General features: G+C 52.2%; 9 protein-coding genes. 5 read left to right on the top strand and 4 right to left on the bottom strand.

Annotated features, from left to right (window positions below; genetic code table 11):
* Positions 1-10 precede the first annotated feature (10 nt).
* The gene (locus C4520_06460; protein RJP23286.1) at positions 11-1123 is read right to left on the bottom strand and encodes a nitronate monooxygenase; all 1113 of its coding nucleotides are present in this window, start codon (positions 1121-1123) and stop codon (positions 11-13) included.
* A gap of 187 nt (positions 1124-1310) precedes the next feature.
* On the opposite strand from C4520_06460, the gene C4520_06455 reads away from it, so the two are divergent.
* From C4520_06455 to C4520_06445, 3 genes are all read left to right on the top strand, one after another.
* On the top strand, positions 1311-2669 hold the full coding sequence (locus C4520_06455) for a radical SAM protein (GenBank protein RJP23285.1): 1359 nt from the start codon (positions 1311-1313) through the stop codon (positions 2667-2669).
* Between the two features lie 76 nt (positions 2670-2745).
* A complete protein-coding gene (locus C4520_06450) occupies positions 2746-3855 on the top strand; it encodes a mandelate racemase (GenBank protein ID RJP23284.1) in 1110 nt (369 codons plus the stop codon).
* A 105-nt stretch (positions 3856-3960) separates the two neighbouring features.
* On the top strand, positions 3961-4671 hold the full coding sequence (locus tag C4520_06445; protein ID RJP23283.1) for an enoyl-CoA hydratase/isomerase family protein: 711 nt from the start codon (positions 3961-3963) through the stop codon (positions 4669-4671).
* Between the two features lie 305 nt (positions 4672-4976).
* On the opposite strand, the gene C4520_06440 is transcribed toward C4520_06445, so the two are convergent.
* A complete protein-coding gene (locus C4520_06440; protein ID RJP23282.1) occupies positions 4977-6071 on the bottom strand; it encodes an aminoglycoside phosphotransferase family protein in 1095 nt (364 codons plus the stop codon).
* Between C4520_06440 and C4520_06435 the strand changes: the two genes are divergently transcribed.
* Together C4520_06435 and C4520_06430 are read left to right on the top strand one after the other, a co-directional pair.
* Positions 6072-6239 carry a hypothetical protein gene (locus C4520_06435; protein ID RJP23314.1) on the top strand — a complete coding sequence of 56 codons (168 nt, stop codon included), beginning with the start codon at positions 6072-6074 and terminating at the stop codon, positions 6237-6239.
* 463 nt (positions 6240-6702) lie between these two features.
* Positions 6703-7365 carry a hypothetical protein gene (locus tag C4520_06430; protein RJP23281.1) on the top strand — a complete coding sequence of 221 codons (663 nt, stop codon included), beginning with the start codon at positions 6703-6705 and terminating at the stop codon, positions 7363-7365.
* A 149-nt stretch (positions 7366-7514) separates the two neighbouring features.
* On the opposite strand, the gene C4520_06425 is transcribed toward C4520_06430, so the two are convergent.
* Together C4520_06425 and C4520_06420 are read right to left on the bottom strand one after the other, a co-directional pair.
* Complete coding sequence (locus tag C4520_06425) at positions 7515-8957, bottom strand: hypothetical protein (protein ID RJP23280.1); 1443 nt, start codon at positions 8955-8957, stop codon at positions 7515-7517.
* Positions 8958-9010: 53 nt separating this feature from the next.
* The gene (locus C4520_06420; protein RJP23279.1) at positions 9011-13363 is read right to left on the bottom strand and encodes a hypothetical protein; all 4353 of its coding nucleotides are present in this window, start codon (positions 13361-13363) and stop codon (positions 9011-9013) included.
* Positions 13364-13962: the final 599 nt, after the last annotated feature.

The following is a 13962-nucleotide window of genomic DNA, read 5'->3' as shown; positions in this document are numbered from 1 at the left end:
GATATCAAGTCTAAGCGAGAACGCGCTTCGGAAGATTCCGGACAATTTCGGCGGCGTCCTGCACGATACGATCTACGAGTTCTTCAACGAGCGGCAGGTTGTCAATGCGCTGAGCACATTCGCCGGCGGCCATCATTGCCTTGCTCTCATCGCCGGAATATGCAGCGTTGATCCCCGCTATTTCGTTTATGATTAATTCATAGGGAATTGTGGTGTAATCGTCCGGCTTGCCGAGAAAGACACCGGGAGACATCTTGAGCGAGTTTTCAGCATGTTTTTCGGTCACCGGCGTCTTTATCCATCGCGCCGGCCCGACGAATCCTCTCGCGATCAGGGTTCCGCGGTCACCTGCTTTGACAACACTGTTTTTCCACAATTCGGCGAAATCGCTTTCTTTGGTGGCCAGAAAACGCGTTCCCATTTGGACGCCCGCCGCTCCCAACGAAAGCGCCGCCGCAAGAGTCTTGCCGTCGCAGAATCCGCCGGCGCCGACAACGGGAATTCCGGAGCCCGCGAGCGCGTCGACAACGGCCGGCAAAAGGACCATCGAATGAACGGGTTCCCACGCGGTGTGAAAGCCGCCCTCGTGACCGGAAGCGACAATGATATCCACGCCCGCTTTTTTGCATCTGAGCGCGCCTTTGACTGAGGGAATCACGTGAAGCCACTTGAAGCCGGCGTTCTTGACCTTTTCGGTCCACGGCAGAGGATCGCCGGCCGAGGTGAACATGACGCGGAAGCGCTCTTTCATTTCCGGGTCCTCTTCGCGCGCCTCGATCGCAGCGTTAATGATCTCTTCGGCCCGTTCCTTCAATTCGGCCGAAACCATCACGTTGACTCCGAAAATGCCTTTTGTCTTGCGGGTGCCTTCGAGGGTCTGCCGGAAAATCTTTTTGAGCGCGGTCTTCTTGTCATCTTCGAGGGTCGCGCCGCCGGTCGTGACGAAATGGCGATAGATTTCCGGCTGGGTGTCTCTGGTATCGATGCCGCTTGAACTGATCAGCCCGAGCACGCCGGCATTTGCCGCCGCAATGGAGAGCTTGTTGGTGCCGAACGGTCCCATTCCCGCTTGAATGATCGGGTGTTTGATTCCGAGCATTTTGCAGAGGTCGGTGATGAACATATTGACAGCTCCTTTCGGTTTTCGGTTTATTCGGCGGTTTGACCGGTGGATGTCGCATGCGCCGCTCGTGCGTAATGATATCCGAGGAACAGGCAATTCTGCAAGGCGTGCAATCGCGTGAAGGCGGTTCCAGCCGCGCGATCTCGAGATTTGCTATAATGGCGAATAATTTCGGAGGAGGAAGATAGTGGGCGAGCACGATGCCAAGTTGAAGAGAATCAGGATTTCGCACGATTGCCTCGAATGCATTCATTGCCGCAAAGGAAAGGTGATGAAGAACGGCGATGTCCTTGCTCGCTGCAAACTGCGGGAGCGAACGTATATCATGGACAACATGCTTGATGCCTGCCCGCAACACCGATTCAAGCTGTTCGAGCAGAGGGATAAACGAGCGTTCCTTCCGTACCATATCTGGATCGAGATCACGAACACATGCAATCTGAAATGCAGGATGTGCGGTCAGCGGGGCACATACGGGTATCTCAATTCGCCGGGGCTGAACATGCATCGCAAGAACCTGTCCGTCGAGGCATGGAAGCAATTCATAGACGACGTCAGGTGTTTCCGGCCGATCATTCTGCTCCGGGGCGGCGAGCCGCTCCTGTATCCGGGAATAGCCGATGTGATGCGGCATATCAGCGAGAGCAATTTGTTTTTGTCGATGGATACGAATGGGACTCAACTGAAGAGATACGCCCATGAGGTCGCGAAATACGTCGATCACATTAATGTATCCATCGATGGCCCGCGCGAGGTGCATGATTTGATTCGAGGGGTTCCGGGCACATTTGACGCGGCCCGCGAGGGAATCGCAGCAGTACAGGCCGCACAGAAGGAATTGAGGATACACAGGGTTCAGCCGATATCGCTGAACTTCGTGGTGAGTCCCGACAATTACGAAGCCATTCCGGAAATGGCGCATGTCGCGGCGGAGCTCGGAGTGAGAGACGTGATGCTCACCCTCTGCTTCTTCTACAGCGAGGCCATGGAGAAGGATTACGAGGAGAGCCTGAAGAGAGATTTCGACGTGGCATCGCGTGCGGGGAAAGGATTTCGCAAAGAGCAGAGAAAGATCGATGCCCGGCTTTTGGCCGGAAATATTCGGTCGCTGCTGGATCACGACAAGATCAATTTCAATCTCATGCCGTATCTCGATGATGAGGCGCTCGGGAACTGGTTCGACGAACCGAGCCTGCTCGTGAGCTACGACAGATGTTATGCGCCGTGGTTTCTCGTGAACGTGATGCCCGACGGCGACGTGAATTTCTGCGCTGATATCGGCGATTACGTGATCGGCAACGTCACCCAAAACAGCCTGCTGGAAATCTGGACCAACGAGAAGGCGGAGCGATTCCGCGAGCGCATACTTAAGGAAAGGTTCTCCATTTGCAGGCGGTGCGTGGTGAACTTCCTGTATCCTGGCAACCGCTGTACGGCTCTCGCCGGGCTGCGAACCGCAAGCGCGATAATCAAATGCGGCCTGAAGACCCCCTTCTTCAGGAAATACTGGCAGAAGCACGAGTGGCTTACCCACAGTTTTTATTAGCCTTGACGCTTATTCTGTAAGAGCAGCATACCGCCGGTTACCGGCATAAGAGAAAACCAAAACGGAGGCGGCAAGAATGAAGATCACGAATCTGACAGTGACGCTGTTCGCATGGAAAAACATTCCGCTGAAAAGTTATGACGCGCAGGCCAGGATAACGACGACGAACAGCAACCTGGGGCTCGTCAAGATCGAGACCGACGAGGGCCTGAACGGATACAGCCTTCTCGGCCTGTCGCTCCACCCCGCAAGCCTTGATGCCCAGCGCGTCGTGAGTTTTCTCAAGCCGATTCTGCTGGGGCAAGATCCGCTCGATCGCGAGCGCCTCTACCAGACGCTCTACGTGAGACGCGAGCAGGCGGGGCCGAACACCATCTGCGCCGTCGACATAGCGCTCTGGGATATTGCCGGCAAGATCGCCCGTCTTCCCATTCATCGTCTCCTTGGCACGTTCCGCGACAGGATTCCCGTCTATGCCAGCTCCGAGCAGCACCCGACGGTCGAGGGTTACGTAGAGCAGGCGCTCGCCGTGAAGGCCGCCGGCTATCATGGATACAAGCTGCATCCGAACGGACGATGGCGAGAAGACATCGCCGCGTGTCAGGCGGTCCGAAAAGCGGTTGGTGCTGATTTCACGCTGATGCTGGACTCGCGCGCGAGCTACAGCATCGGTGAGGCGATAAGAGTGGGGCGCGCCATCGAAGAGCTTGGCTTTCTCTGGTATGAAGACCCGATGCCGTATTCCGACATTTACAACTATCAGAAGCTTGTCGAAAAGCTCGATATTCCGGTTATGGCGACCGAGTTTCCGCCCGGCTGGCTCGATATGTATGCTCCCTGGATAATGAACCGCGCGACCGACATGCTGCGTGGGGACGTGATGCTCAAAGGCGGTATCACAACATTAATGAAGATCGCGCATCTCGCCGAGGCATTCGATTTGAAGATCGAAATCCATCACGGATCGAACGCGATCAATGACGTTGCGAATCTTCACGTCCAGATGGCGATCAAGAACACGACGTACATGGAGGTCTTGTTGCCGCACGAGGCATGGTGGTACGGCCTGGTCGAGAACATCCGGATCGACAAGGACGGCTTTGCCCATGCTCCTGAGAATCCCGGCCTCGGCTACGACATCGATATGGACCTTGTGGAACGAATGAAGATAAGCGTGCTCGAATAGCAGTTACATTTTCGCCTTGCCCCTTCGGGACGCTTCGGGAGAGGGTTGTGGTGATGGCAACGTCTTTCTTTGCGGGGCGGCGAATTCGAGACGGGAGAGTGAGCAATGGCAAAATTTGAATATGAGATGGATGAGCATGTAGCCATCCTGACCATGAACAGCGGAGAGAACCGCTTCAACTTTTCTTTCTTCAACGATTTCCTGGAGATACTGGCTACGATAGAGCGCGACACGGACGCAAGGGTTCTCGTGGTGAAATCGGCCCATGAAAAAATATGGTCGAATGGAATAGATTTAGACTGGCTGAGGCCCGCAGTCGAACAAGATGGCCCGCAGGCGCTCGACAAATTCCTGGTGGAGTTCTATGGTTTCCTCAGACACCTACCGACGTATCCGATGATCACAGTCGCCGCGATCAGTGGCCACGCGTTTGCCGGCGGCGCCGTATTGTCTTTCATCCATGATTTTCGATTCATGCGCGCTGACAGAGGATGGATGTGTCTGAACGAGGTCGATATTGGTATTGCCCTCGGCCCGGTCATCACCGCTGTCTCGAAGCGGGCCCTCCCCCTTTACAAATTCGAGGAAATGGCGTACACGGGGAAAAGGATCACCGCTCAAGAGGCTCAAGAACACCACATCATCATGAAAGCATGCCCTCTTCCCGAGCTGATGAAGGAAGCTCTCGCGTTCGCAAAGCCCCTGAAGAAGGACAGAGACATGATCCGGCAACTAAAGCTTGAGACACATAAGGAGCTTCTGTCAGTTATCGACGAGACCGTTTCATCTCTGGTCCCGAAAACAGACACAACATGAGTGAACGATCCGACGCGTTTCGGGAAGAAGATGTCAGCCCTCCGCTTTTGACAAATCCAGTTTCTTGCTGACCCGCTCCATTGCCTTTCCTAGTAAGGCGCTGGTTGCGTGAAACTTGCATGGGTTTTGAAGGCCGCTGTGGCGCCTCCGTCGTCACTTCCAGCCGCAGCCAAAACAAAACCTTACTATCACAAATGAATCGAATCAGTGCCGAATCACCCGAACGAAGTCCCTTCTTTTCGTCATTCCTGCGAGCGTTAAAGCATGCCCCGGACCCCGATCCGGGGCAGGAATCCAGGATGTCGTCAGACCCGGAGATTCAGAAACGGATCGAAGAGCGACCGGATGAAGGCTATGTCCATGTACCGCTGGAGCGTCGCCCATGTGTCGGGATTCCTGAGGCCGTTATAATCCGTTTGATAGGCCACGTACGCCATCGCCGACCAGGATATGCCGCGCAGATACACGAACGGATCACGCAGGCGAACCCGCTCGGCAAGCGTGTCGCGGAGATGCGCGTCGGACACGGCAGTCGAGTACTCCTTGAGGAAATCCAGTTTGTCGCGCTCGGTCATGCGATAGGACGTTTTCCATAACGTTGTCAATGGCGAACAAAAATGCGAGAGGTCTTGAGAGGGGTCTCCCCAGCGCGGCATCTCCCAGTCCACCAGATGAATGGAATTCCGCGCTCGATTCACGATGAAGTTTCCGGAGTTGACTTCCGTATTCACAATGCACAGGCATGGGTCCTCCTTATAATACCTTTCACGCGCCCGCGCCTCATTCGCCCATGCGAGCACATCGTTGAGATAATCTCGAATCTTAGCGTCCGCAAGGTCCGAGTCAAAGTATTTCTGGAGAAGTCCGCTGCACTCATTGTAGATAAGGGTCAAAGGCGCGTCCTCCCGAATGAGGTGATTATTTTCTTCCGGCACCTCCACCTGTTGAATTGCGGCAAACAGACGGGCCGCCGAAGTGAAATCTCGCAGGTAATCCAGCGGCTCGCCCTCGATGTATTCTTCCATGAGAATTCCCGTCTCGAAAAATTCGCGCGAATCGTCGACGAAATATGGGAGGGGAGTGACGCCTGAATCTTTCAGGAGTTCCAGAGCCCTGTACTCGTACAAGACCTGGTCGGCCCTGTTGATTTGCGTGCCGATATTGATCCGAAACACCAGCTTTATGGATTCTGAGGCAAGCAGGTAATTCAAGTTGTACTCGCCCTGCGCCAGAGGAGTTATCCGGAAATCGCGTCCGCGAAGCACCGGCGCATCCTGCCGCTTCATATCGAGATATGCCTGAATTTTTTTCGTTATCTCGTCCATTATATTACCTGCGAGGCTTCTGTATGCGAGGACTCGACAATCTGCAGAGCCAACGGCTTGTAACGGGCGAACCATCTGCAGGCGCCGGCGCCTTATAAGTATGATAAAAAGACCAGACTTTATCAACCCAATAACTCAAGCATCCGGATAGCGCCCAGTTTTCCAACAGTTGAAGAGATCGAACAGGCGATGGAGGTTTTGTCGGTTTGCGTCATGCTCGCAGACCCCGGACAAACCGGCTAATCCATGTGGCGGCATCAAGCCGCTGATGCTGTGAATCCTGGCATCTCGCGCGCCTTGCTGGACAGTCTTGATGGACTATCGTATAGGATCAACCAACGTCCTATGACACATCGTGTCAAAACTCGAGAGTAGATTGCGCTGCAAAACCCCTGTTGGTAGGGCCGAATTCATTCGGCCGGTCTTGAATGTGCGAGCAAATTCGCATTTGCCACGGCAGAACTTATCAAAGAATGGACTTTTGCAGCAGAATCAAGATTCGACCACAAGCTCCCAAATCGCCAAATTAGACGTGTGTAAGCCCTGTCCCCCTGGCTCTTTTCGGCTTGACAAATTAACCGATAGGAAATATGATTCCTTTCACATGTGAAAACAGGTTTAATCGAAACCGTTTACCGTTCGGCTTCAATGCAGGCGGCGATTCTCGCTGCGGTACAACTGGGTTAGCATTGACAAAGGAGGAGGTATGGGCAAGAGACTGATCATGGTGGCGGTGGTTGTGGCGGCGATTACGTTCGCGGCGCCGGCATTTTCGCAGGAAATTGAGAGTATAGTAGAAATTTTTAAGGAAAAAACCGGCTCATCTGCTGTCTATGAAGGCGACATCTGCATTGAAGTCGAAGGAGAGGGAATTACAGCTATTGCGCTGAAACATGCGAGCCTACCGAAGCCAATTACAATTCTTCAGAACTTAGCCGGCTTTGATGAAATGGAATTGGTACGAGATGAGGAATGGTCCGTTTTCACGAATCTGATTCCGAATGGTTTGTATGAACTGATGATCGCGCAAGGCGCCCTCACAGTCAGGCATCCTTTTGAGGTAAATTATTCCTTCATGCCGGCGCTTCCAACAATAACCAGTCCCACCAATGGACAGGTTATGCCTTCACCGTCTTTTATCGTCACCTGGAACAGTCCGCCCGCCGGCATCGACGGCATTTATCTGGAGATAGAATCCGAAGTTGATCTTGATTCCGGTTATCTGCCGCCGACCGCTACATATTATGTCGTTCCAGACGGCTTCCTTAAGCCCGGGAGCTGGTGCGAACTTGATCTGGAATTTCACAAGCTCATGAACGGAACAGGCTATTCTTCACTTCATCAGATAGAATTCAGTATTGCTCCGTGAAGGGAAAAAACGGTCAGGCCCTACATATTGGTTGCGCTGCAAAACCCCTTTTGGTAGCGCCGAATTCATTCGGCCGGTCTCACCGCTGGGGATGGGCAATTTCTAAAGAAGATAACAGGGCGAAGGCCAAAAGATTCTTTCGTCCCCGCCTAAAAATACGGCTCTTCCCTCGATCGCCCGGATTCACGTCCCGAATAGTTGCGTTCGAACTCGCGCCCGAAGTAGGGGTCGTTCGTTTCGCGCATGCGGCTGTCGAGGAGAGTCCGCATCGCCCCTAAAGTTTCAGCATACGTTGGGTCTGCGGCCAAATTGCATTGCTCGTTCGGGTCCGCTTCCAAATCGTACAGCTCTTCAGGCGGGCGCGGCCCAAGCCAGTCGGGATTCCGCTCCTCGCACAGCCGGCGGGCCCATGGCTTGTGAGCCAGTTGGTCGAGCCCGATGGCGTCGTCGGAATAGTTGCGGATGTATTTCCACTTCCCCGTGCGGACTGCACGCATGGGAAGATAATCGACGTGATATGTCATCTCCGCAAAAACGGCTTCGATCGGGCCTTCGGCGCTTTCTTGTTTGGCCAGTGGAAGAAAGGATTTTCCCTGGGAATTCTTTGGGATGACGGCGCCCGCGGCTTCGAGCAATGTCGGCATAAGGTCGATCGTGCTGACAAGACTGTCATCCACCGAACCGGCGGGAATCTTACCCGGCCAGCGCATGACCAGCGGCGTACCGATGCCGCGGTCGTACAGGCTCATGATGCCTCCGGGAAACTGAGCGCCGTTGTCGCTGACAAAGCAAACAAGCGTCTTCTCCGCAAGCCCGACCTCTTCGAGTTTTGTCAGGACTGCGCCGATCATCGCGTCCATCCGGGAGAGGCGGCTGTAGTATTGCGCCACTTCCGCCCGTATCTCCGGCCAGTCGGGCAGGGCGTAGTATTCCGGTATCGCGATCGTGTCGGGGTCATAATCAAAACTTTCCACGGGCGAAAATTCGCCGCGGCTGTCGCGATGCGTGTCCATGTAGTTGAGTTCGAGGTAGAAGGAACCGTTTCTGTTTCGTTCGATGAATTCGGTCGCCTTCTCCGGCGACGTGATGAGGAAATCCTTTGGCAGGATTCCACTCAGGCGCTCGCGGTATCCGTACCAGCTTGTCGGCAGATACGGCGCCACGTGCCACTTGCCCTCGATTGCCGTGTTGTAGCCCGCTCTTGAAAGAACCTTTGGGAGCGTGTTCACAAAGGGAGAAAGCATCATGCGCCGATGGATGTGGGTGAGGCCGTTTACGCCGTTGGTGTGCGGATATTGGCCGGTGATGATGCTTGCGCGGCTTGGGGAACAGCTCGAGGCGGTTATGAAGGCGTTCGTGAACCGGATGCCTTCGCGGGCAAGCCGGTCAAGATTCGGAGTTTTTACATCAGGATTGTCGTAACAGCCAAGGTCCTTCCAGCCGAGATTGTCGGCGACGAGGAGCACGATGTTCGGGCGATCGCCCGCAGCGGATTCATTGCCGCCGCCGCACGAAAGACACGGCCCAACGCCAAGAAATGCCGATGCGGCCGCCGCTTTGGAAACCGCTCGTATGAATTCCCGCCGTCTCATGAGCCTGTATCATAGCGGGAAGGAATTATTTCGTCAACCCCGGAAAATTATCCTCACCAGAAATCGGGGAGGGCGCCCGGCGAGATTACCTTGTCAATACCATCTGCCTCATCATCCATATTCAAATTGGAAAGGAAGCCGTCCATGTTCATGTGCAGGGAACATATGGATTCGGGAGTAATCGAGACATTATGGAAAGCGCCTGCCGCTACCTGTACGTCCTCGCGGACGGCTTCAATGAATAGAGAGAATTCACCGACCTGATCGGAAGTTATTTCTATCTGATAATCATCCGGTTGCGTCAAATAAGCTGTTTGAGTTCCTGGAAACGCGTAAAATGAGCTGCCGGGTATCTCCTCGATCTCTTCGCGGCCCAGCTTCATAGCGACCTCTCCAACAGAATTCGAAATTTTCAGATTTCCGGGCGCAGTCACGAATATCCTGATGTACGTCTCCTTTTCCTCTCCCGTGTATCTTCGAATCCCGATATCCGCCAACTCGCGATCCGACAGACGCGTTCCGTCGCTCTGCAGGAGGCTCAGAATCGTATTATTGACCGCGTCGTTCTTGGCATAATCGCCATGCTCCACCCCGTCTTCTATAAAGGTATCGTTGTAATACCCGGCCGGCATCCCTAATGCGCTTTGGAGAGGGACAGTCTTATCACCCGGGCCGGATAGTACAAAGGGACTTGCCAAGGGAACGTAGACATATCCTCCTATTGTTCCTTTGTCAAAATTCCCCATGATGAGATAATTTTCGCTCCCGCCTTCTGTAAAATTGAAAGAATCATGAAACTGCATGGCCTGCGAGTTCAGATACGGGTTTGGAACATGCAGCCGACCGGGAAGATCTTCGACATCAGGATTATGTGGCCCATAAATAACTTCCAACTCGACTGGCTCATTCAGGGTGAAAAGAAACGTATTATGCCAGGTATCCCAACGCTTCACCCGATATCTTTTGTTCGGCAACAATTCATGCGATCCTGGCCAATTACAGACAAGGGATTCGATAGTTGCGTTCCATGTTAGCAAATCCAGTATCCCCGCATGCGCAAGGCTTCCATCAAGAAACGTACGATAAGCCGCTGGAGCGCCATTTTGTGGCGTTCCCAGAAAGATCAGTTTCCGCACCTGCCCTGGATTCTTTCTCGCAAATTCCCTCGCGACGAGCCCACCCATGCTGTGAGCTACTATATCTATTCTTGCATTTTCTCCCAATTCCGTCGAAACCAGATCCCTTAGCTTTTCAGCGGCGCCGGCTGTTCCCTCGATTCGTTTCCTCCAGTCGTAGGGCAGGGTAAAAAGGTTAGTCTGCTCCGAATATCCATTGCCGGTCAATTTAATCATGAGAGGGCCGTAAAAGTTCAGGCGTTCGTCGTCGTTATTATCGAAAATGCCGCACGTGTCGATTCGAAAACATCCGGAATGGTCATCCGGTCCACAGGGATTCCTATAGTCGCCTCCATCATCTCTCAGCTGAAGCGCTTTTAAAAAGAGGTCTTCAACGCTTAGTATTAACTGTTCATCCAGCCAAATCAGTTCATCATCTTTCCACTCTGGGCTAAAATCCGGATAACCATTATTGTTTTCATCATTATAGAGATACGTGCCCATAGTGCCCGGAATAATGACCACCGGAAAATTTCCCGTATAGATCGGTTTGCAGGAGCTTGCGGTCTCTCCGTAGATATCAGTCAGCTCGACCCAGATCTCTTTCGGGCCCTCCGTCGCAAACGACCATGCCATCTTTTTTGCGAGATGATTCCATCCGCCGGAGGATTCCGTCCAGGAGAAAGGTTCTGTCCAGCCTGCCGGATCATCCACCACACCATTCTGAAGTTCATCGCTCAGGAACCGCGCCTGCGCTATCTGGCCGAATGAATCACCAACGTATATGTCGAAGATTTCTCGGATTTCGACTGTCTCTACCGCAGTATGCGTCCCCTGCGCGCGAAGTTCGATCATGCAGTCGAGCGGCATGTACGTTCCGGGCGAAGCGAAAATGGGAGCGCGATTCCTGGAGAACTGCCCGTATACATCTTCCACCTCCACCCAGATTTCTTTCTCACCTGGCGTATTGAAGGACCACGATTTTATCTTTGTCTCATGGTTCCAATCGCTTGTGCTCAGGTCCCAACTGTTCTCGGTCCACCCAGCGGGATCATCGACAGCATCATTTTGATAGTCGTCGCTCAGGAAGCGCACAGTTACGATTTCGCCGGTCGAATCTCCAACGTAGATATCAAAAAAGTCTCCAATATCGATGGATTCTACGAGATTTGAAGTCCCCTGCTCTCGAAGTTCAATTTCACAGTTCAGTCCCGTCCCACTTATGGTAAATGATCGCCATGCTGTGAGCGCCTGATTCCCATAGATATCGGTGGCCTCGACAAGCCAATGGTAGGCCTGCCCGTCGACCAGATAGCCTTCGGGCACAGTATGAGACGTGGTTCCATCCGGCAAGCCGGAAGTGTAGTAAATTGTCGCCTGATTCCCATCGTTAATGCGCAAGGAATAAGTCAATCCAGTTTGTGAAGAGCATATCCATTCGAAGGTTGCGGTAGTCGTCGCCAGAGCAGCCCCATCAGAAGGAGAGACGAGAGCAGGCGCATCGGTAAGAACGCTGGCGACTGACTCTGTGCGGGTTTCGGTGGTAAGGTCGGCGTAGGTAATGTGGAACGTGATCTGGTCGCCGACAACGGGAATGGTATCCAGATTCAGCAAAACCGCCCATTCGGTATCATCCGCCTCGCCATCCCAGTGCAATCCGTCATTATACAGCCGCTTCGGGTCATCCTGGCTGTACGGGTCCCCAAATTTATTAACAGTCGCCGTATCAAGATAAGCCGGCCCGGTCAGTGTCACCGAGACAATATCCGTCCGAGAGATCTTCAGCTTTAAATGTAACTGATAATCCCCTGTTGACCAATATTTGCTGACGACAGAGACAGGTGGGGCTAATTTAATAAGCCATATATCAGAATCACCTGCTCCAAAAGAAGTAGTACATCCTACTACTATAAAGCCGCCGTCGCGCGTTTGTTCAACATTTATACCGTAATCCCAACTTACTCCCCCGATTGCCTTATTCCAAATCATTTCTCCGAAAGAATCAGTCTTCACGAGCCAGACATCATAACTGCCCGCTCCAAAAGAAAGAGAGTATCCGCCAATTATATATCCGCCATCAGGTGTCTGCTGAACACTGAATCCAAGATCGTGATCAGAGCCTCCGAAGTTTTTATCCCAGACCTTGTTTCCATAAGCATCGGTTTTTATTAACCAAACGTCCCAGTAACCTGATCCGGACGGTAGCATAAAACCAGATATTATATATCCACCGTCAGAGCATTGCTGTACACTTCGACCCGCCGCACTACCAATTGTTCCCCCAAAAGTATTATTCCAAAGTTCATTTCCGGAAGCGTCGGTTTTAATCAACCACACATCCTGATATCCAAAAGACTGAGTATCCCCGACAATTATGAAATCGCCACCGCTAGTCTCCTGCACGCCATATCCATCATCATTTTCCAGTCCTCCAAACGTCTGGTCCCAAAGCTTATTTCCTGAGGAGTCCGTCCTTATCAACCATACATCGCTATCGCCTGATCCAAAAGACCAAGTGCTGCCTGTAACTATGTAACCGCCGTCGGCGGTTTGTTGTACATCTTCGCCATAATCATCTCGTAATCCCCCAAAAAATTTACTCCAAATAATATTTCCGGAGGAATCGGTTCTAATTAGCCATATGTCGCAATTTCCTGGGCTCCATGAGTAAGACTCTCCAACGATAATGTACCCACCGTCAATAGTTTGTTGAACACTGTGGGCGTAATCCCATGATTCTCCGCCAAAGGTCCTCTCCCAGATGCTATTTCCGCTGGCGTCGGTTTTTATCAGCCATATGTCGGACGAGCCAGCTCCAAATGACGTAGTCCATCCTGCAATAATGTAGCCACCGTCCGACGTCTGCTTTACATCTTGTCCCTCATCTGGTTCAATTCCACCAAATGTCTTGTCCCATTCGACTATCGGCGCTGCAAAAGTCTCGGGCAGAATTTCTTGATTCAACTGCCATAATCCGTCAGGCTTAGCAACGTATATCGTCTTTGGACTCATAGGGTTAATCGCAAGGCTTATGACCCTAATATCCTCCAAGCCCGCGTTAGCAGGATACCAGTTCTCCCCCCCATCCATACTCTTGTAAACACCATAAAATGTTCCCGCATATATATTTACTGGATCAATGGCAAGGCAGAGAATACTACCTCCCCAAGGGCCAATCTGATACCACTTGTTTACTGGTGTTTCTGAAAAAGCACTTGCTACAGTACATTTAAGTGCAACAGACGAAACTATGAGGAGGAACAGCATACGCAACAAGAGGCGTGAAGCCATAATCTTTTTCCTCCAAGAATTTTTCGGAACTTTCTTGATGTTGCTCAATTGAACTGGATAGCTCAAGAGATAAAACGGACGTGAATCCCGCGCATAAGAATTTATCACTCGCCTGTGGCCTTGTCAATAGAAAAATTATCCCAGAAGGAAATTCTTTGGCGTTCTTTCACGGAAACTGGCGAAAGGCGCGCCTGATTCAGTAGTCTCCGAGTATTCTTTTCTCTGTCCCTCCCGTTCAAAAGTTTCTTGCTATAGCTTGATCCCACTCCTGTTTCTTATCTTCTCCTTTGAGATTGAGAACATATTGGGGTGCCGTATTGCCGGCGAACATGTTCCAATCTTTTGACTGGATGTAATAATTCGCGTGCATTCGCGTCCATTCGCGGTTCGTTTTTCTTCTCGATCAGATTCCCGCCTGCGCAAGTCAGCGACAGGCGCCTCTACGTCTGCGTCCATCAGCGTTCATCCTGCGGTTAATATCTTTTCTTTTTCCTCTTTCTTTGTCACCGGTCGCTTTAAACCCCGCCACTGATGGTCGGTTTAAACCCCGCCATTTTTGAGTCTGCATTTTGTCATTATAGAGATGTCAATGGATTTCT

The sequence above is a fragment of the Candidatus Abyssobacteria bacterium SURF_5 genome (assembly GCA_003598085.1).
GTDB lineage: Bacteria > Abyssobacteria > SURF-5 > SURF-5 > SURF-5 > SURF-5.
This window is presented reverse-complemented; position numbering and strand designations above follow the sequence as displayed.